The sequence below is a fragment of the Octadecabacter dasysiphoniae genome (assembly GCF_021532615.1).
GTDB lineage: Bacteria > Pseudomonadota > Alphaproteobacteria > Rhodobacterales > Rhodobacteraceae > Octadecabacter > Octadecabacter dasysiphoniae.
Genome location: NZ_JAKGAQ010000003.1, coordinates 290,257 through 308,234 on the forward strand (window position 1 = coordinate 290,257; position 17,978 = coordinate 308,234).

21 protein-coding genes are annotated in these 17,978 nt (G+C 58.0%); 7 read left to right on the forward strand and 14 right to left on the reverse strand.

Annotated elements, in window-relative coordinates; all coding sequences use genetic code 11:
* Positions 1-59: 59 nt before the first annotated feature.
* From L0664_RS13770 to L0664_RS13790, 5 genes are all read right to left on the reverse strand, one after another.
* Complete coding sequence (locus L0664_RS13770) at positions 60-671, reverse strand: hypothetical protein (protein WP_235226461.1); 612 nt, start codon at positions 669-671, stop codon at positions 60-62.
* 34 nt (positions 672-705) lie between these two features.
* Positions 706-1,146, reverse strand: coding sequence for a hypothetical protein (locus L0664_RS13775; protein WP_235226462.1), 441 nt, complete (start codon positions 1,144-1,146; stop codon positions 706-708).
* 91 nt (positions 1,147-1,237) lie between these two features.
* Positions 1,238-2,836: a peptide chain release factor 3 gene (locus L0664_RS13780; RefSeq protein ID WP_235226463.1), complete on the reverse strand. Its 1,599-nt coding sequence runs from the start codon at positions 2,834-2,836 to the stop codon at positions 1,238-1,240.
* 49 nt (positions 2,837-2,885) lie between these two features.
* Positions 2,886-3,470 (reverse strand): HupA family protein, encoded by a 585-nt coding sequence (locus tag L0664_RS13785; RefSeq protein ID WP_235226464.1) that lies wholly within the window; start codon positions 3,468-3,470, stop codon positions 2,886-2,888.
* Between the two features lie 90 nt (positions 3,471-3,560).
* Positions 3,561-4,544 (reverse strand): Hint domain-containing protein, encoded by a 984-nt coding sequence (locus L0664_RS13790; RefSeq protein WP_235226465.1) that lies wholly within the window; start codon positions 4,542-4,544, stop codon positions 3,561-3,563.
* A gap of 152 nt (positions 4,545-4,696) precedes the next feature.
* On the opposite strand from L0664_RS13790, the gene L0664_RS13795 reads away from it, so the two are divergent.
* On the forward strand, positions 4,697-5,476 hold the full coding sequence (locus tag L0664_RS13795; RefSeq protein ID WP_235226466.1) for an SDR family oxidoreductase: 780 nt from the start codon (positions 4,697-4,699) through the stop codon (positions 5,474-5,476).
* A 77-nt stretch (positions 5,477-5,553) separates the two neighbouring features.
* Positions 5,554-6,630 carry an ABC transporter ATP-binding protein gene (locus L0664_RS13800; RefSeq protein ID WP_235226467.1) on the forward strand — a complete coding sequence of 359 codons (1,077 nt, stop codon included), beginning with the start codon at positions 5,554-5,556 and terminating at the stop codon, positions 6,628-6,630.
* Here L0664_RS13800 and L0664_RS13805 read toward each other — a convergent pair.
* Positions 6,580-7,263 (reverse strand): helix-turn-helix transcriptional regulator, encoded by a 684-nt coding sequence (locus tag L0664_RS13805; protein ID WP_235226468.1) that lies wholly within the window; start codon positions 7,261-7,263, stop codon positions 6,580-6,582. The genes L0664_RS13800 and L0664_RS13805 overlap by 51 nt on opposite strands.
* 192 nt (positions 7,264-7,455) lie before the next feature.
* Here L0664_RS13805 and L0664_RS13810 point away from each other — a divergent pair, with 192 nt between their 5' ends.
* The 4 genes from L0664_RS13810 to L0664_RS13825 are packed head-to-tail and all read left to right on the forward strand — an operon-like array spanning position 7,456 to position 10,016.
* Positions 7,456-7,671, forward strand: a complete 216-nt coding sequence (locus tag L0664_RS13810; RefSeq protein WP_235226469.1) for a twin-arginine translocase TatA/TatE family subunit — start codon at positions 7,456-7,458, stop codon at positions 7,669-7,671.
* A 25-nt stretch (positions 7,672-7,696) separates the two neighbouring features.
* The gene (gene tatB / locus L0664_RS13815; protein WP_235226470.1) at positions 7,697-8,266 is read left to right on the forward strand and encodes a Sec-independent protein translocase protein TatB; all 570 of its coding nucleotides are present in this window, start codon (positions 7,697-7,699) and stop codon (positions 8,264-8,266) included.
* Positions 8,263-9,183, forward strand: a complete 921-nt coding sequence (gene tatC, locus L0664_RS13820) for a twin-arginine translocase subunit TatC (protein ID WP_235226471.1) — start codon at positions 8,263-8,265, stop codon at positions 9,181-9,183. The genes tatB and tatC overlap by 4 nt, the downstream gene beginning before the upstream one ends.
* Positions 9,180-10,016, forward strand: a complete 837-nt coding sequence (locus L0664_RS13825) for an ATP-binding protein (RefSeq protein WP_235226472.1) — start codon at positions 9,180-9,182, stop codon at positions 10,014-10,016. The genes tatC and L0664_RS13825 overlap by 4 nt, the downstream gene beginning before the upstream one ends.
* 64 nt (positions 10,017-10,080) lie before the next feature.
* On the opposite strand, the gene L0664_RS13830 is transcribed toward L0664_RS13825, so the two are convergent.
* From L0664_RS13830 to purF, 6 genes are all read right to left on the reverse strand, one after another.
* Positions 10,081-11,277, reverse strand: coding sequence for a peptidoglycan DD-metalloendopeptidase family protein (locus L0664_RS13830; protein ID WP_235226473.1), 1,197 nt, complete (start codon positions 11,275-11,277; stop codon positions 10,081-10,083).
* A gap of 61 nt (positions 11,278-11,338) precedes the next feature.
* Positions 11,339-11,989, reverse strand: a complete 651-nt coding sequence (locus L0664_RS13835; RefSeq protein ID WP_235226474.1) for a protein-L-isoaspartate(D-aspartate) O-methyltransferase — start codon at positions 11,987-11,989, stop codon at positions 11,339-11,341.
* On the reverse strand, positions 11,986-12,771 hold the full coding sequence (gene surE, locus L0664_RS13840) for a 5'/3'-nucleotidase SurE (RefSeq protein WP_235226475.1): 786 nt from the start codon (positions 12,769-12,771) through the stop codon (positions 11,986-11,988). The genes L0664_RS13835 and surE overlap by 4 nt, the downstream gene beginning before the upstream one ends.
* 94 nt (positions 12,772-12,865) lie before the next feature.
* A complete protein-coding gene (locus tag L0664_RS13845) occupies positions 12,866-13,513 on the reverse strand; it encodes an SDR family NAD(P)-dependent oxidoreductase (protein ID WP_235226476.1) in 648 nt (215 codons plus the stop codon).
* A 41-nt stretch (positions 13,514-13,554) separates the two neighbouring features.
* Positions 13,555-13,803, reverse strand: a complete 249-nt coding sequence (locus L0664_RS13850; RefSeq protein ID WP_235226477.1) for a hypothetical protein — start codon at positions 13,801-13,803, stop codon at positions 13,555-13,557.
* 93 nt (positions 13,804-13,896) lie between these two features.
* Positions 13,897-15,378: an amidophosphoribosyltransferase gene (gene purF / locus L0664_RS13855; RefSeq protein ID WP_235226478.1), complete on the reverse strand. Its 1,482-nt coding sequence runs from the start codon at positions 15,376-15,378 to the stop codon at positions 13,897-13,899.
* A 160-nt stretch (positions 15,379-15,538) separates the two neighbouring features.
* On the opposite strand from purF, the gene L0664_RS13860 reads away from it, so the two are divergent.
* Complete coding sequence (locus tag L0664_RS13860) at positions 15,539-15,976, forward strand: hypothetical protein (protein ID WP_235226479.1); 438 nt, start codon at positions 15,539-15,541, stop codon at positions 15,974-15,976.
* Here the strand turns inward: L0664_RS13860 and L0664_RS13865 are convergent.
* Positions 15,973-16,563, reverse strand: a complete 591-nt coding sequence (locus L0664_RS13865; RefSeq protein WP_235226480.1) for a CvpA family protein — start codon at positions 16,561-16,563, stop codon at positions 15,973-15,975. The genes L0664_RS13860 and L0664_RS13865 overlap by 4 nt on opposite strands.
* 18 nt (positions 16,564-16,581) lie before the next feature.
* Positions 16,582-17,958, reverse strand: coding sequence for a DNA repair protein RadA (gene radA / locus L0664_RS13870; RefSeq protein WP_235226481.1), 1,377 nt, complete (start codon positions 17,956-17,958; stop codon positions 16,582-16,584).
* Positions 17,959-17,978: the final 20 nt, after the last annotated feature.

A 17,978-nucleotide genomic window follows, 5' to 3' on the forward strand; every position in this document is an offset into this window, starting at 1 on the left:
GACGGGCCGAATTGCCTGTCTTTTGGGTGGCAAACACCTACGCAGGGGCGCGCGTAAGGTCAAGTAAACAAAGGGGTTTGCGCCGATGGGTGGATCGCGGGGACATATCCGCCACGCAATACGTCCAGCATTGGCACACAGGTCAGAACGGTGACGATGCCAGTCGGGCGCGGGACGGGCGCGCCGTAGCCTTGTGGTATGGCGGGCAACGCCGCGTCCTGTGTTACTAGCATGATATCGTCGGCCTTGATGAATGTGCCGGGGGGCAGGGCGTCGGCGTTTGCATGATGTGTCTGCAATTTGCGTGCGCCGTTGATTGCGCGGGCGGCATGCAATACCTGATCCATCTGGGGCGCTTTCAGTTTCGTGCCCCAAGCCTCTGAAAATTCAATGTAATTTACACGGCGGCAGTAAGCGCACGGACGGTGCCCTGCAGCCATGGCGACCGCTTCATCAAGGAAAAACAGCTCTGTCCAGTTGCGGCCCGTCATCACAGGCCGGCGCCGATTTTGCCATGTCAGGGTGCAACAAATCCAGGCGCGATGCTTCCACAGCGCGTCACCCATGATCTTATCGCTGGTGTGCAATATGCCGCGGTTTCCGGTGAACATGCCGCGCGATTGAACGGCCAGAATTTGGCCATCCGGCTGCACGCGATTGCGCAACGTCATTGGGATTTAGCGGTCTTGGACATTTTACGCGCCTTTACAGCGCTTGGGCACCGGTCAGAACGGTGGTCTGCCATGTTTCAGGATCCGTCACTGTTTCCAATGCGCCGCGCAACGTGACGCGTTTGCCTTCTTCAAAGGTGATCGGGTCAGCCATAGACACTTGCAAAGACGTGCCGTGTTCAGGCGATCCGCAGAACGGGCAAAACCCCATGTCGGAAATCAGGATGAAGTCGCTGATTTCCACGCCGTCAGACAACGGAACAAGATAGCCAGAAATGTCGAACTGATCCACGCCGTTTTCGATGGCCGACGGAAAGACCTTGCGGACTTCGTAGGTTGTTTCAGTAACGATTTCTTCGACTTCGATCTGCGCGAGCAAATCCCACTGGGCTGCGGTGTCATCAGCCCAAACCGCACCAGCGGCAAATGTCATAGGCGCAGCAAGAGCGATGGCAGATACTGAGGTCTTGGTCATGAATGTCTCCGGCTTTTTGGGGAACCTAACGCGGCGGCTAAGTGCGATCCAGTCACACAATCGGCATTCGGCAGAATGTTGCGGATCGGACTCAGCCTGCCATCATTTCCTTTGTCGCCGTCAGGGACACGTCGGGGTAGTCGCGCCCGACGCGGTCGATATCCCATTGCAAACGGGTGAGGTATACCGTGTCACCGTCGCTGTCGGTTCCGATGTGCTGTTTATTCGCAGCCGAGAATTTTTCAACCGCGTCTTTGTCACCAGACACCCAGCGCGCGGACGTGAATTGGGATTGTTCGAACCGCACGGGAAGGCCGTATTCCAACTCGATCCGTGACGCGAGAACTTCGAATTGCAACGGCCCGACAACGCCGACGATGAAACCCGACCCGAATGAGGGCTTGAACACTTTGGCAGCACCTTCTTCGGCAAATTGCATCAGCGCCTTTTCGAGGTGCTTGGATTTGAGCGGATCACCCGCGCGCACACCTTGCAGCAGTTCGGGCGCAAAGGACGGGATGCCTTTGACCTGCAACATTTCGCCGGTCGTTAACGTATCACCGATGCGCAACTGGCCGTGGTTTGGAATACCGATGATGTCGCCCGCCCATGCTTCTTCGGCGAGTTCGCGATCAGAGGCGAGGAACAGCACAGGGTTAGAAATCGCCATCGGCTTTTTGGTGCGTACATGGGTCAGTTTCATGCCACGCGTAAAATGGCCCGATGCCATGCGCACGAACGCCACGCGGTCGCGGTGCTTTGGGTCCATGTTGGCCTGCACCTTGAACACAAAGCCCGCGACGTTCTTTTCCTCGGGCATAATCGTGCGGGGTTGGGCGGTTTGGGGTTGGGGCTCGGGGCCGAAATTGGCGATCCCTTCCATCAATTCGCGCACGCCGAACGAGTTGACCGCTGAGCCGAACCAGATCGGGGTCATTGTCCCCTCGAGCACCGCTTTGGGGTCGAGCGTTGGCAAAAGCTCTTTTGCCATCTCAATGTCTTCGCGGAACTTCGCAAGCAGATGGGCGGGCACGTGTTCTTCCCATTTCGGGTCGTCCATACCGTTGATCTCAACAGATTCAGCGACCTTATTGCGGTCCGCGCGGTCCATAATATCAAGGCGGTCGCGCAGGATGTCATAACAGCCAATAAAATCGCGCCCGACACCGATGGGCCAGCTTGCAGGGGTCACATCAATAGCGAGGTTTTCTTGAATCTCATCAATGATTTCAAAGGTATCTCGGCTTTCGCGGTCCATCTTGTTACAGAATGTCAGGATGGGCAGGTCGCGCAGACGACAGACCTCAAACAGTTTTTGCGTTTGGGATTCCACACCCTTTGCACCGTCAATCACCATCACGGCGGCATCAACGGCTGTAAGGGTCCGATATGTGTCTTCCGAAAAATCGGAGTGGCCGGGGGTATCGACCAGATTATAACGGAAGTGCTTGTAATCAAATGACATCGCAGAGGCCGAAACCGAAATGCCGCGGTCTTTTTCCATCTGCATAAAGTCGGATCGCGTGCGCCGTGCCTCACCCTTGGCGCGCACTTGGCCCGCCATCTGAATGGCCCCGCCAAACAGCAGGAATTTTTCGGTCAGCGTCGTCTTACCTGCATCCGGGTGCGAGATGATCGCGAAGGTCCGGCGGCGGGCAATTTCGGCGGGGAGGTCTGGGCGATTTGTCATGCCCCGCGCTATAGCGGGCGCGGGGGAGCGGCGCAATGAACTGTCGCGCTTAGTCGGTAACGGCGGTGACAAGGGTTCCGGGAACTACATCGTCGTTCAAAGTGAATGTGCTGCTGCCCGGTGTTGTGTCGCCCAAGATACCGATGATGGGTGTGCCTTTTAGGTGGCCTTCCCAGAAGGCATCTACGCCGATGACATTGCCGTCGCCTGTCAGCACTCCGACGATTTGACCTTCAACATCGTTGGGGTTCACGGCACCAATAACACCGTCTTCAAGCACCAGAACGCCGGCGTATTTCGAAAAGTCTTCGTTGGTGTCAAAGCCGCTGAAATTGCCCATTTCGCCTGACAAGGTGCTGTCGTCGAAATCCACGGTGATGGCGGCATCGCCCAGCAGGACGACGCCATCGGATTTGGTCCCAACGGCAAGGGAAGCCTCACCGCGATACGTCGCCTCGCCCGTTTCGGGAACGCCGAGGTAAGCAGTGTTTGAACGATCTTCCAATGTTGCGCGTCGCGACAGAAAATCATCACGGGTATCAGCGAATTCGAGAGCGCCTTTGATGTCGCCGCATGCACTTAGGGATAGGCCTGTGGCCAGGATGAGGGCGGGGGGGATGCAAACATGAACCATGGCGCAGCGATAAGGCTGGTTGGTTTACAGGTGGTTGAAGATCAAATTTGAACTAATATTTTTGTATCCTGAGCGGAAACAATCAGCGCTTCAGCTGGAGGATGCCCGTTTCAGCAGTGTCACGACGTCGGGACGATTGGCGAGGCTTTCGGTCACCTCAAACGCCTGATGGGCGGTGTCACTGTGGTTATCTTTCGCGACGTTATCGGGCAGTGCGGCGCGGGTGCGCGCGTCGACCAACAACGTTTCGGCCGCGATGCCTTCGGCGTAGATAATCTGGTGGTCGTCAAACAGGATCTGGAAGTAGTCCACAAATCCGCCGTCTTGTTGATAGACCGTGTCGCCATTGATCAGGTGGCGCACCTTGACCAACACTTCAGAACGGCCTGCGCCAAGGCGGTCTTCGCGTTGGTAGATAAACAGGCGGTGATCGGGCGACAGGACAAGGTCGCGGGTGTTGAACAGTGCGCCTTCGCGGATCACCACAGGGGCGTAATCGCCCACGGCGCGCAGTGTTGTTTCACCAATCCAGCGGATGTCTTGGGGACCCGCGTCGCGGGTTAACAAACGATCACCGATCTTGAGGTCTTCGATGGGCACTTGCGCGCCAGATGCCAGCGTAATGTGGGTGCCACGGGCAAAACGCACGCAGGCCACATCGCCAAACTTTGCCGAAGCAGTATCGCGATCCGCGCCGACAAGGCGATAGTCGGTTTCAATATCGAGGTTGGCCAGCGGCATGACGTAGACCTCTGCGGCTTCGTCCCCTTCAACTTCGACCAGGATCAATGCTTCGTAGGTTGCGCTGTCGCGGCCCATCAATGTGATGCAGCAGTCAAGATACAGCGCATTGCCTGGCGTCCCGATTTCGGAATCGTCTGCCAGAATGAAACCGTTATCGCTGCCCTTTTCGTACGTTAACGCCTTGCGCGTGCTGTGTTCCGTCAATTGATAGACGTCATCCAGCATCAATTCGTCCATAAAGGACACGGCTTCGCCTTCGGCCACACCGTCTGTCACGACAAAGGCGTCGGACGGGAAAACAGCGATGGTGTTGCGTGTGTTGCTGGACATGGGGCGAACTCAACTTGAAACAGGGGTGGTCAATATACGAATAGCTACCCTAGAAATGGGGCGAAATATCGTCAACGATCTGGCCAAGCATCGGTTTTGTTGACGGATGGGTTATTAATAGGCGGCGTGGACCGCAATGGGAAGGAACGGCAATGGATTTAGGGATTAAAGGCAAGCGGGCATTGGTGTGTGCATCATCCAAAGGTCTGGGGCGCGGCTGCGCCGAGGCACTGGCGGCCGAAGGTGTCGATCTGGTTCTCAACGCGCGGGGCGCTGAGGCGCTTGAGGCGACAGCAGAGGCGATCCGCGCAGAGTTTGGCGTTGATGTCGTGACGGCGGCAGCGGATGTGACCACGCCAGAAGGGCAAGCGATGGCGATTAAGGCCGCGCAAGGCGTTGATATCCTGGTGACAAATGCGGGCGGACCGCCCCCCGGATCATGGACAGACTGGAACCGCGACGATTTCATCGCCGCCCTTGATGCCAACATGTTGACGCCGATTGCATTGATCCAAGCACTGGTGCCATCAATGATGGATCGCGGCTGGGGCCGTGTGGTGAACATTACGTCAGGGTCGGTTAAGGCACCGATCCCGATTTTGGGCCTGTCCAATGCGGCCCGCACGGGGCTGACGGGTTTTGTGGCTGGAACATCGCGCCAGATCGCGGGATCGGGCGTCACGATCAATAATCTGCTGCCCGGCATTCATGCAACAGACCGGGCCATCCAACTGGATACCGGCGTCAGCAACGCCCAAGGCATTTCGATGGAACAGGCCAAAACCAACCGTCAGGCAACAATTCCTGCCGGACGCTATGGCACAGCGCTTGAATTCGGATCGGCCTGCGCGTTCCTGTGTTCGGATCGTGCCGGTTTCATCGTCGGGCAGAATTTGCTTCTGGATGGCGGTGCGATCAACGCGACGCTGTAACACTTGCCCTAAACGGGGGGCGTTGCTATCTGGCGGGTATACCCGATTTTTTCGGTAAGGATTAAAGGCCAAAATTGTTGACCGACGCCCCCCGCCTTGAAATACGCAACATCCAGCGCAGCTTTGGCGGTCGTGCTGTGGTGGATGATGTGTCGCTGACGGTTCAGCCGGGGCAGGTGACGTGCCTGCTGGGGCCGTCGGGGTGCGGTAAATCGACGACGTTGCGCATCATTGCAGGGATCGAAAAGCAGGACGCGGGGTCGATCTGGGCCGACGGCCAGATGATTTGCGATGGCACGTCACGCGTCCCCCCCGAGGGTCGCGGCATTGGCCTGATGTTTCAGGATTTTGCATTGTTCCCGCACCTGAGCGTTGCGGGCAACGTCGCCTACGGGCTGACAGGATCGGCGCGCAAGAACCGCGCGCGGGTCGCCGAACTGTTAGACCGTGTCGGTATGTCGGCCCACATTGATCGCTATCCGCACGAACTGTCAGGCGGCGAACAACAGCGCGTCGCACTGGCCCGCGCATTGGCCCCGCGCCCGCGGATCATGTTGATGGATGAACCGTTCAGCGGCCTTGATGACCGTCTGCGCGATGACATCCGCGACGAAACACTGGATGTGCTAAAGGCCGAAGGCACCGCCGTTTTACTGGTCACCCATGAACCGGGCGAAGCGATGCGCATGGCTGACGAAATTGCATTGATGCGTGATGGTAAGATCGTTCAGAAGGGCGCGCCCTATAATATCTACAACACCCCCGTCGACAAAGAGGCGGCGGCATTCTTTAGCGATATCAATGTGGTACAGGCATCGGTTGACGGGGCATTGGCGCAAACTGCGTTCGGTCAGTTCCTTGTGCCCGGCGTGACAGACGGTGCGCCCGTCGATATCGTTATCCGGCCCCAGCACCTGAAAATCGACTTTGATCGTCAGGGCAAAGGCCCCAACCCGACCATCGCGGATGGCACGCCAGCACGTGGTATCGTCAAACGGGCCCGGTTTATGGGCAATGAAAGCTTGGTCGAATTTACCTTGGATGATGGCAGCGAAATGAAAGCGGTCGTGCCGTCCGTGTTCTTACCCAAAAAGGGTATGGTGTTATGGCTGATGATCCGGCGCGACAAGTGTTTCATCTTCCCGCGCAGCTGATCGATAATCGCGCAGACGCTTACCTTCTTCTTCGACAAACAGGGCAGGCAGCACACGCAATGCGGTGATCTGGTCGATCCGTAATTCATCAAATTTGCGGGTCGTGTCGCACCACACGACACAGGTCCAAAGCCGCCCCCAATATTCCAGTTGCAGCGGGCGCACTGTGCGATCCTTCGCGCCAGTCGTCAGGTTAAGTTTTTGACGCGCGCGAATGGCGCTGCGGATTTTCGGCAAATGCTGGAACCCGCGCGCTGCATCGGCAAACGGGTAAACCGCCAGCGTCGTGGGGGAATTCACCTCTGGCAAAACGCCGTCCAGTTTGGCCGCCAATGACGATGCGGCCGCGGCGAGGTCCGGGTCTTGTGCCTGTCGCATCGCCGCAAGGCCGACGTGCAATGCTTCTAGTTCTGCCATGGACAGGTTCAACGGGGGCAGGGTGATCGCGGCCGTGACGCGGTAGCCTGTGCCGCGTTCCCCTTCGATCGGGACGCCGGATTTCGCCAGCGTTTCCATATCGCGGTACACCGTGCGCAGGGACACATCCATCGCAGCGGCAATATCGGCGGCGCGGTGCACTTCTCCGTCGCGCAGATGGCGAATCAAATTCATGAGGCGGTCGGCTCGTCGCATAGATGGCTCCTTTGGGATAGTGTTTGTCAAAAAACTGTCAGTTGTCAATTTTTTGACGCAAGTATCATCAAACCCCTGCATTTTAAGCCCATGAAATGCCTTTTCCCCCTTTCAAAACGTGCCAATGCCCCCTACGTCTGTTGCCTGAAACATCAAAGCGGGCACAACGTCCGCCCCTGCTGGAGAGAGTACATGCTCAACAACATCGGCCTTCCGGGCCTCCTTCTGATCGCTGTCGTGGTGCTGGTCCTGTTCGGCCGCGGCAAAATTTCGTCCCTTATGGGCGAAGTCGGCAAAGGCATCACGGCGTTCAAAAAAGGCGTGGATGACAGCAAGACCGAATTGGAAGACGCCATGGCGGATGATGCCAAGGACGTGACGCCGACGGATGAAAACACCAAGGTCTAAGCGCCCCGCGTGAAAGGATCGCCCCATGCCTAATCTAAGCTGGATGGAGATGCTCGTTGTGGGCATCGTCGCGCTGATCGTGATCGGCCCCAAAGACTTGCCCGGCTTGTTCCGGCAGGTGGGGCAGTTCGTCGGCAAAGCCAAAGGCATGGCGCGGGAATTTTCCAGCGCGATGAACGCCGCCGCGGATGAGGCAGGGGTGAGCGAGATCAACAAAACGATCAAAGCCGCCGCCAACCCGCAAAAATTTGGTGTCGACAAAATCCGTGAGGCATCCGGCATGTCATCGCCCAAATCGGGCGGTGAAACAGAGGCTTTGAAATCTAAATTGTCTGCGGAACGCGCTGCAAACAAAGAAAAGATCGACAAGGCCATGGCGCATGCGGCGGAAACCCGTGTCGCCGCTGAAAAAGCCGAAGCCGCACCAAAAGTGCCCGCCAAAAAAGCACCGGCTAAAAAGGCCGCCCCGAAAGCGGCAGCTGCCAAACCGGCAAGTAAGGCCGCTGCGGCAAAACCTACGGCCAAGAAAACGCCCGCCAAGAAACCTGCAGCAAAGAAAGCAGCCCCCAAACGGGCTGCGAAGGACGCTAAATGAGCCAGACAGACGCCCCGGATGACATGGACGCAAGTTCAGCCCCGTTGATTGAACATCTGGCCGAACTGCGCACACGCCTGATCCGCGCTGTATTGGCCTTTATCGTAGGGATCGTGATCGCGTTCACCGTGGCCGAACCGATCCTGCAATTCCTGCTTGGCCCGATTGAAGCAACGCTGCGCGATCTCGGCGATCCAAGCCCGACGATGCAATACACATCACCGCAGGAATACCTGTTTACATTGTTCCGCATCTCGATGGTGTTCGGCTTTGCGCTGGCGTTTCCTGTCATCGGATTCCAACTGTGGCGGTTTGTGGCGCCGGGGCTGTACGCAAAGGAAAAAGGGGCGTTTCTGCCTTTCCTGATTGCGTCGCCCGTCATGTTCCTTCTCGGGGCGTCGTTTGCGCATTTCGTCGTCACACCACTGGCCATGGCGTTTTTCCTTGGGTTTGCAGATGTGCCGTCTTTGATTGCCGACATTATGGGGTCGTTTGTTGGCGAAACTGCTGGCGTTGTTGCGCCTGCAGTGGATGACGGTATCCGCATCACGTTCTTTGGTAAGGTGAACGAAAGCCTTGATATCACGCTGAAATTTATCATGGCGTTTGGCATGTGCTTCCAATTACCTGTGCTTTTGACCCTGATGGGAAAGGCCGGTTTGGTCAGCGCACTGGGTCTGCGCAACGTGCGTAAATATGCGATGGTCGGTATTCTTTTGCTGGCCGCTCTGGTCACACCACCGGACGTTATCACCCAGGGAATTTTGTTCATCGTAGTCTATGGGCTGTACGAAGTTTCCATTCAATTGGTCCACCGCGTCGAAGTGCGCCGCGAGGCCAAGATGCGCGCTGAGGGCACATGGTACGAAGACGATTTTGACGACGAAGAGGCCGAGGACGACGAGGCGGCGAAGTGAATGATGACGTCCTGAACCGGATCGCGGACGCGCTGGAACGCTTGGCCCCAGCGCCTGCGGCCGCCCCGGATTTCACTGCATCCGCCTTCGTCTGGCACGCCGATCCTGACCGTTTGGAACCTGTTGATACCGTCAACCGTGTTGATCTGTCGCTGCTGATTGGCATCAACCGATCCCGCGACACGTTGCACGCCAACACCGTGCAATTTGCGCGTGGCCTGCCTGCAAACAACGCGCTGCTTTGGGGCGCGCGGGGGATGGGAAAATCTAGCCTTGTCAAAGCTATCCACGGCGATGTTCAGGCAACGCATAAAGATCTGAAGATGGTCGAAGTCCAGCGCGAAGACTTGCCCAGCATTGGCCGGTGTCTGGCGCTTCTGCGGGGGCGCCCCGAACGGTTTATCATGTTCTGTGATGACCTTAGTTTTGGCCACGACGACGCGCATTACAAATCGCTCAAGGCTGTGCTGGATGGCGGGATCGAGGGGCGGCCTGACAATGTCGTGCTCTATGCCACCTCAAACCGCCGCCATTTGATGCCACGCGATATGATCGAAAACGAACGCTCGACCTCGATCAGCCCGTCCGAAGCGGTCGAAGAAAAGGTGTCTTTGTCGGATCGTTTTGGCCTGTGGCTCGGCTTCCACCCATGTGATCAGGATGAATACCTCGCGATGATCCGGGGCTATTGCGACGCGCACGGGGTTGAGATTGACGATGCCACGTTGCGCGCCGAAGCGATTGAATGGCAAGCAACACGCGGATCACGCTCCGGTCGTGTCGCTTGGCAGTACTTTGTTGACCTTGCAGGCCGCAAAGGCATCAACGTCTAGCACCCCAAAATTTCGAAGAAATTTTGGCCACCCCGCCCGCGGCACGCGCCGATCGAAGATCGCCTTAAGGAAGGAAATCCGCAGGATCGACGCTCTCAAGCCCATCGCGGACCTCAAAGTGCAAAAAGCTTGGCGAACCGGCTGCGACCTTTGCGATAGACTGGCCTTGGGTCACGGTGTCGTCTTTTGACACGCTCAGATCGTCGACATTCACGTAAACCGTGAGAATGTTGCCGGTGTGGCGCACCACAATGATTTGCGCGCCGTTGGTGTTTTGGGTGATGGCGGCAATCGTGCCAGCGGCAGCGGCCTTGACGGACGTGCCCGCAGGAACGCCAATGTCGATGCCTTCATTACGGCCCGGATTGTATTCGCGAATGATGCTGCCTTGCACAGGCATGATGAACGGGGCCGAGGTCGCGGGGGTCGGAGCCACTGTGCCCAAATCTGGCGCGGGGGGCGCGTCCGGCGTGGTTTCAGGTGTTTGCGGTGTCACGTCCACCGAGGGCAGCGGCACAACCGCGCTTGGCGGTGTCGGTGTGCGCGATCCAGCGCCGGGCACTTCGGTTGCGGCGGGGCTTGGCGGTGTTGCGCCAGCCACGGGGATCAGCAGCTGCTGGCCTTCCCGCACCGTAAGATCAGTTCCAAGGCCGTTCCATTCAGACAAAGCGGCGACAGGCACATCATAAAGACGCGCAATCTGGAATGCGGTTTCGCCGCGCGCGACGCGGTGGCGGATCGGTTCTGCGCCGGTTTGGGCTGCTGGTGTAGGTGTTGCGGTCGTCGTCTGTTCTCCGGCGCGGTTGATCGCGTCGTTGGCCAGCGTTGTCACATCAACAGTCGGCGGCATGATCGGACCGCTGGTAACGGCACCTGTTGCAAGCGACGGCTCTGCGACGCGCGCGGGCAGGGCAATGATTTCGTCGCGGCGCAGGGCCACATCGGCATCCACGCCGTTAAACGCGGCCAGTTCGTTCGCGTCCAAATTCAGGCGCGTGGCGATCTGGCGGACGGTTTCGCCACGTTCGGCGACAACAACCTGATAATTGGGGTAGCTGATCACACCGCGATCATCGGGGCGGGGCCGGTTGGGCAAATTGCGCGCCGCGTCCGAGGTGTCAAACCCACCGCCTAAGTTGCGGATATCCCAGTCAAAATCTTGACCTTGGATGTTGCCGTTCTCGTCGCACGCGGCCAATGCCAGAAGTGCAACGGATGCGAACATCACGCGACGCGATTGGGGGAAACGGGGCTTGCCCATGCCTTAACTCCTCATGTGTGCGGGGTCTTTTGCCCCGCTTTTTCAGTCTTATAGCTGTGTTTTAGTCTTTTCCCAAGCCCTCAAGCAGGGGGACGAAACGCACTGGGCGTAATTCTTCGTATTCAAAGCCGGTGTCCTTGCGCGTCACGCGGATCAGGGATTGTACGGAATCCGACTGCCCGACGGGCAAAACCATAATGCCACCCACCTTTAGCTGCGCCAAAAGGGGGCCGGGGGGGTCTTCTGCGGCGGCTGTGACAAGGATGCGGTCAAACGGGGCCTGTTCGGGTAATCCGTGTGATCCGTCGGCCGTAAAGGCAGTCAGGTTCGTAATATCGAGGGCGGAAAAAACCGCACGCGCATCGTTGATCAGGGGTTTGTAGCGATCCACGGTGTACACACGGCGCGCCAGATGGCTGAGGATCGCAGCCTGATAACCAGACCCCGTCCCCACTTCGAGGACTTTGTCACGCGGGTTCACCTGCAAGGCTTGCGTCATTAGCCCAACCACAGAGGGTTGCGAAATTGTCTGCCCGCAGGCAATCGGCAGGGGCATGTCCTCGTAGGCGCGATCTGCGAAGTGGCCTTTCACAAACATCGCGCGGTCGGTCTTTTCCATGGCCGTCAGCACACGCCCGTCCGTCACGCCCTTTGATCGCAGGGCAAACAGGAATTGCATTTGACGTTCGGCCTTGGTCGGGTTCGGGGTCATTTCAAACGGTCACTCAGGTCTGACAGCATGTCGTGGGCGGTTAAATCTGCGCGCATCGGTGTGATAGATGTATATCCCTCAAGGTTCGCAGTGACGTCTGTGCCGGGGCCTGTGGGTTCATCTTGCGGACCCCCCGTGACCCACAAAAACCGCCGCCCATTCGGGGCCGTATCCGGTTTCATACCAAAACGGGTGTTGGTCCGAAATCCTTGGGACGCCACGGCCATGCCTTTGACGTCCTTGGCAGGCACAGGCGGGAAGTTCACGTTGTAAAAGATTTTATAGGGATCATCCGTCCAGATGCCTTTGTCCAACAAGGCGCGCACTGTTGCAGCCCCGTGAACGGCTGCGGCTTCGAACGGGTCATCAAGGTGGCGGTTTTCAGGACCAAAGAACTGCGACATCGCGATGCCACGCACGCCTTGAATGGCCGCTTCGATGATCGCACCAATGGTGCCGGAATACAGCGTGTTGTCGGCCGCGTTATTGCCGCGGTTCACGCCAGACAGGATCAGATCGGGGCGCGCGTCTTTCATCACGTCATAAAGCCCCGCAAGCACACAGTCAGCAGGTGATCCTTCAGCAGCATAGCGTTTGTCGGACAGTTTGGCGATCATCGTTGGGGCGGCGTAGCTGATGCAATGCCCGACGCCGGATTGTTCGAACGCGGGGGCCACTGTCCAGACTTCGCCGTCTGGCCCTGCGACCTCGTGGGCGATCTTCGTGAGGGTCGCCAAACCCGGTGCGTTGATGCCGTCGTCATTGGTGATGAGAATGCGCATGTGTTTGCCCCTTTTGTCGTCTTGTTAAGTCAGGGCCCGCCATGCGGCAATGGGCCTGCGCCCCCGTAACCTTACACCCGAGCGAGGCGTTGCATCAAAGACTCTCGGACAGAATTTCAGGCAGCAGGCGCGCGGCTTCGTCGTGGATTGATGTCAGTGGTGCGCGGTCTTCGCCCGGAAAGAACCGCGCGCGGGTGGCTGTGGGCATGGGGTGCGGTGTGACAACCTGCACGCGGGGCCCTGTTTTTGCCGTTTCATGCGCCCAGGATTGCGCCAGCGCGATTTGTGCAGATTTGGTTGCCCCGTAGGACCCGAAGAACGCTTCTCCGGCGCGGGGATCATCAAAGAACACTGCCTTACCGGATTGGCCAAGAAGCGGTGCAACATAGGAAATCAGTCGCGACGTTGCGGTGATGTTGATATCCACGGATTTGGCGAAATCTTTGGGGGCAATGTGGCTTGCGGGGGTCAGTGGCGCTGCGTGAATGGCGCTGTGCAGCCACAGATCAAGACTGCCCCAACGGTCATGGATGGATCGGCACAGTTGCTGCATGGCGGCGTCCACGGTGATGTCCATGGGGGCCAATGTGGCCTCTCCGCCCGCGGCCTTGATGCGGTCGTCTATGTCTTCCAGCGCGCCGGTTGTGCGCCCCACTGCGATGATGTGATGCGTCGGTGCGAGGGCTTGCGCCAGTGCCGCGCCAAGACCGCGTGATGCGCCTGTGATGAGAGCTGTTTTCATGACGGTGATTTAGGCGTTTGCGGCGTGATTGGCAATGTCGCTTAGCCAATGATCAAACGGTGCAATGTGTCGCCTTCTTCGACCATCGCGGACCCGTCCGAAACGCTGATCAGGCGCAGGCCAGCGGTCGGGATCAAGGCGGACAGACGGACCATTTCACCGCTGCGCGTTTGCAACAGGACATAGGTGTTGGTCGGGTTCTGGAACACACCCAAAAGACGGATCGGGCGGATGGGCGCGACCACAGATTGCGTGGCCGCCTGCGCGGTAAGTTCGTTCGTGATTGGCATGACGGGCCTTTGGCGTTGAAAATTCAAGCGCGGGCTTTGTCATGGCCGTGGGGTATTGGAAAGGGCAGCGCGGGACCGTCGGCCAGTTTTGGCTTATTCGGCGGCTGTCTTCATCTCGAACCCTTGGTCGAGCATATCAGCAGGTTTCACGGGATATTCGCCGCTAAAGCAGGCGTCACAGTATTTCGGGGCGTTTTTGTCGCGCCCTTTGGCTTCGCCGACAGCGCGGTACAACCCGTCAAGCGAGATGAATTTGAGGGAGTCGACGCCAAGATGATCGCGCATTTCTTCCTCTGACATCGTCGCGGCCAGCAGTTTTTCGCGCTGGGGCGTGTCGACACCGTAAAAGCAGGGCCAGGCGGTCGGGGGGCTCGCGATGCGGAAATGAACCTCTGCTGCGCCTGCCTCAAGGATCATTTCTTTGATCTTGCGCGATGTCGTGCCACGCACAACGCTGTCATCAACCAGAATGATCCGTTTGTTTTTGACCAACGCGCGGTTCACGTTGAGCTTCAGACGCACACCCATATTGCGAATAGATTCGCTGGGTTCAATAAACGTGCGGCCCATATATTGGTTACGGATGATCCCCATGGCGTAGGGAATGCCGGATTCCAGTGAAAAACCGATGGCCGCTGGTGTGCCGGAATCTGGAACAGGGCACACAAGATCCGCATCGACAGGGTTTTCCTTGGCCAGTTCGCGGCCAATGTTTTCGCGGGTTTCATAGACGCTGCGCCCGCCAAGGATGCTGTCAGGGCGGCTGAAATAGACGTGTTCGAAGATGCAGAACCGCGATTTGGCGCGGCGGAACGGAAAGTGGGATTCCACACCTTTCGCCGATGCCACAACCATTTCACCCGGTTCGATTTCGCGGATGAACGTGGCGTTGATAATGTCCAGCGCGCAGGTTTCGGACGCCAGCACCCAGCCATCACCCAGCTGACCAAGGACCAGCGGGCGCACACCCAGCGGGTCACGACAGCCGATCAATTTGGTGCGGGTCATGGCGACAACGGAAAACGCGCCTTCAACCTTGCGCAGGGCTTCTTCCATGCGGTCGGGGATGTTTTGCCCCATAGACCGCGCCATCAGGTGGATGATGCATTCACTGTCAGACGACGATTGAAAGATAGACCCGCGTTCCACCAGTTCTTTGCGCAGTTGCAGTGCGTTGGTGATGTTGCCGTTGTGCGCAATCGCAGCACCGCCCATGGAAAATTCACCAAAGAACGGCTGCACGTCACGAATCTGGGTCGCACCTTTGGAGCCGGACGTCGAATAACGGACATGGCCGATGCCAATCGGGCCGGGGACTGTGGCAAGGGTGCTTTCGTCGGTGAAGTTATCCCGCACGAGGCCAAAACGGCGCGCAGAGCTGAACCCTTGAGGGAAGGAATGAGTGACGATGCCGCCCGCTTCTTGTCCGCGATGTTGGAGAGCATGAAGGCCAAGGGCGACGACGGAAGCTGCGTTATCAACCCCCACGACACCGAAAACGCCGCATTCTTCTTTTAATTTATCGTCATCAAAAGGATGAGCGGGTGGCATTTGGGCGCGCAGGGCGTTCGTCATATCATTGGACACGTGGGGCAGCTCCGAATCCGAGGAATAGCGTTGATCAGGGTTTAACGAATTGTCGTGAAAGTGTCACGGACCTATGGCGCTGATTGCAACTTGGCCTTGGCGACAGTGCATGTACGCCACTAGGGTGCCCCAAAAGAGGAGAGTTGAGATGGTAGGAGCAGTCGTAGCTGCAATTATGGCGGCGTCGTTCTTCGTGCCGTGGTTTGTATTTTTTGGCAACGAAGTCGGGCCGACGATGTTGTTTGGCGACAATGGCCCACCACTTGGTGATTTGCCATGGCAGGGGTTTGCGTTTCTTGCCAGCTTTGCGGTTGCGGCGTTGGCCGCCGTTGTCGCGTTGATGCGCGGGAAGGCAGGCATCTTGATGCTGGCCGCTGGTGTTATTCCGTTCGCGTTGATTGCCCAACAGGTTATGGGCGCGCGCGATCAGATGCAGGACTATGGCCTGCCGATCCCCGAGGGCGGAAACCCGGCAGAGGCGTTCGATATGGTGCGCGATTTCGTCGCCATGGGCGTGCCGATGTATTTCATCAGCGCCGCCCTGTTGGTGGTGATTGGTCTGTTGCGGATGTTACGCGGGGCTTAATTGTCTGCGGGGGCTGCTTCGATGTTTTCGGACGGTGATCCGCATTCGCCGACAAGCTGTTCGTACTGGGTTGTGATCCAGCCCAATGCTGCCTCTGGGTCGCGTTGTTCAATGCTGCCTGTCAGGTTGGAAAACACTGCAATTGCGCGGGAATTTTCAACCATTTCGATGTTCTGGGATTCCAGCACCGTTTGGTAGACGAAGAACGCAACGGCCACCAAAAGAATGCCGCGCAATGCGCCGAACAAAAAGCCCAAGCCTTGGTCAAGGCCGCCAAGCGCTGAGCGTTGAATGAGGCTGGAAAACAGCGGCGTGAAAATCGACACGATCACCAGAACCACCGCAAAGACGGCGGCGAACGCGGCGATGACGGACAATTCGCAGCTGTCGCCGATGAATTCACCAATCAGCGGGATTTGACGCACAAGCGGCGTGACCTGATCGGCAAAGATAAACGCCATGAAGGTCGCCAAGATCCAGCCCATGATCGCCAAGGCTTCGCGCACAAACCCGCGTGAATAGGCCAGAAGCGCTGACAGAATGATGATAATGGCGACTGCGCCGTCGATAATGGTGAAATCGCCCATGAGGATCGTCCTGCCTTCTTATTGAGGCGACTGTGCCCCGAATATTTGTTCTATGAAGCTGTGAAGATCGCTGAATTCGCGTAGATCGACACCGCTGTCCCCGCCGCGTTTTGCGCGCACCGGAGTGATTGCGGAGGTAAAACCAAGTTTTGAGGCTTCTTTCAACCGATTTTCCGTCTGGGGGGCCGGACGCAGGGCGCCAGACAGGCTGATTTCGCCAAAAACAACACACTCTTTAGGGATTGCACTGTCTTCGCGGGCGGAAACCAGCGCAGCGGCGACGGCCAGATCAGCCGCCGGTTCGGACACGCGCAGGCCACCGGCGACGTTCAGGTACACATCCAGGCCCGTAAACGGGATGCCCGCACGGGATTCGAGGACCGCGAGGATCATCGCGAGGCGTGACCCATCCCAGCCGACAACCGTGCGCCGCGCTTGCGGTGTAGGGGACGGGGACACGAGCGCCTGAAATTCGCACAAAACGGGCCGGGACCCTTCGATGCCGGAAAACACGACCGAACCGGGGGCGGGATCACCGCGTTCGGACAAAAACAGTGCTGAGGGGTTCTTGACCTCGGCCAGTCCTTTGCCCGTCATTTCAAACACACCGATTTCATCCGCTGGACCAAAACGGTTTTTGACGGCGCGCAGAATGCGGAACTGGTGGCCGCGTTCGCCTTCAAAATAGAGCACCGTGTCGACCATATGTTCGACCACCCGCGGCCCGGCAATTTGCCCGTCTTTTGTGACGTGGCCAACCATGACGATGGCGATGCCGTTGCGTTTGGCAAAAGTCGTAAGTTCATGGGCGGCGGATCGCACTTGGCTGACCGAACCCGGCGCGGCCTCAACGGTATCGAGCCACATGGTCTGGATGGAATCGATGATGACGAAATCGGGTTTTTCGGCCTCAAGCGTTGTCAGGATATCGCGCAGGTTGGTTTCCGAGGCGAGCTTCACAGGGCTTTCCGTCAGCCCCAGACGACGCGCGCGCATTTGCACTTGGGACGCGGATTCTTCGCCCGAGATATAGAGAACCTTCAACCCGTTGCGCGCGAACCGCGCTGCGGCCTGCAACAACAGGGTCGATTTGCCGATGCCCGGATCACCCCCCACAAGGATCGCGGAAGCCTTGACCAGACCACCGCCCAATGTGCGGTCCAATTCACCGACGCCGGACAACGTGCGCGGTGGTTCTTTTTCTTCGCTTGCCAGATCGGTCAGGTCGATCTGCTTGCCGCGCAGACCGCCCATGGATTTCTTGGACTTCGGGCCGCTCGAAAGGGGCTTAACCTCTTCGATGGTGTTCCATGCTTCACAAGCGTCGCAACGCCCTGACCATTTGGTGAAGGATGCATTGCATGCGGTGCAGGTGAAGGTGGTGTCTTTGGCCATGTTCACCTTTTGGTCTTTAT

Excerpts from the sequence above, each read along its gene's own strand:
- tatC (WP_235226471.1), top strand. The coding sequence starts at position 8,263 with ATGAGCCAGACAGACGCCCCGGATGACATGGACGCAAGTTCAGCCCCG.
- L0664_RS13790 (WP_235226465.1), bottom strand. The coding sequence starts at position 4,544 with ATGTCCAGCAACACACGCAACACCATCGCTGTTTTCCCGTCCGACGCC.
- radA (WP_235226481.1), bottom strand. The coding sequence starts at position 17,958 with ATGGCCAAAGACACCACCTTCACCTGCACCGCATGCAATGCATCCTTC.
- L0664_RS13835 (WP_235226474.1), bottom strand. The coding sequence starts at position 11,989 with ATGACCCCGAACCCGACCAAGGCCGAACGTCAAATGCAATTCCTGTTT.
- L0664_RS13860 (WP_235226479.1), top strand. The coding sequence starts at position 15,539 with ATGGTAGGAGCAGTCGTAGCTGCAATTATGGCGGCGTCGTTCTTCGTG.
- L0664_RS13770 (WP_235226461.1), bottom strand. The coding sequence starts at position 671 with ATGACGTTGCGCAATCGCGTGCAGCCGGATGGCCAAATTCTGGCCGTT.
- L0664_RS13850 (WP_235226477.1), bottom strand. The coding sequence starts at position 13,803 with ATGCCAATCACGAACGAACTTACCGCGCAGGCGGCCACGCAATCTGTG.
- L0664_RS13795 (WP_235226466.1), top strand. The coding sequence starts at position 4,697 with ATGGATTTAGGGATTAAAGGCAAGCGGGCATTGGTGTGTGCATCATCC.
- L0664_RS13830 (WP_235226473.1), bottom strand. The coding sequence starts at position 11,277 with ATGGGCAAGCCCCGTTTCCCCCAATCGCGTCGCGTGATGTTCGCATCC.
- L0664_RS13865 (WP_235226480.1), bottom strand. The coding sequence starts at position 16,563 with ATGGGCGATTTCACCATTATCGACGGCGCAGTCGCCATTATCATCATT.
- L0664_RS13780 (WP_235226463.1), bottom strand. The coding sequence starts at position 2,836 with ATGACAAATCGCCCAGACCTCCCCGCCGAAATTGCCCGCCGCCGGACC.
- L0664_RS13845 (WP_235226476.1), bottom strand. The coding sequence starts at position 13,513 with ATGAAAACAGCTCTCATCACAGGCGCATCACGCGGTCTTGGCGCGGCA.
- L0664_RS13805 (WP_235226468.1), bottom strand. The coding sequence starts at position 7,263 with ATGCGACGAGCCGACCGCCTCATGAATTTGATTCGCCATCTGCGCGAC.
- purF (WP_235226478.1), bottom strand. The coding sequence starts at position 15,378 with ATGACGAACGCCCTGCGCGCCCAAATGCCACCCGCTCATCCTTTTGAT.
- tatB (WP_235226470.1), top strand. The coding sequence starts at position 7,697 with ATGCCTAATCTAAGCTGGATGGAGATGCTCGTTGTGGGCATCGTCGCG.
- L0664_RS13785 (WP_235226464.1), bottom strand. The coding sequence starts at position 3,470 with ATGGTTCATGTTTGCATCCCCCCCGCCCTCATCCTGGCCACAGGCCTA.
- L0664_RS13775 (WP_235226462.1), bottom strand. The coding sequence starts at position 1,146 with ATGACCAAGACCTCAGTATCTGCCATCGCTCTTGCTGCGCCTATGACA.
- surE (WP_235226475.1), bottom strand. The coding sequence starts at position 12,771 with ATGCGCATTCTCATCACCAATGACGACGGCATCAACGCACCGGGTTTG.
- L0664_RS13810 (WP_235226469.1), top strand. The coding sequence starts at position 7,456 with ATGCTCAACAACATCGGCCTTCCGGGCCTCCTTCTGATCGCTGTCGTG.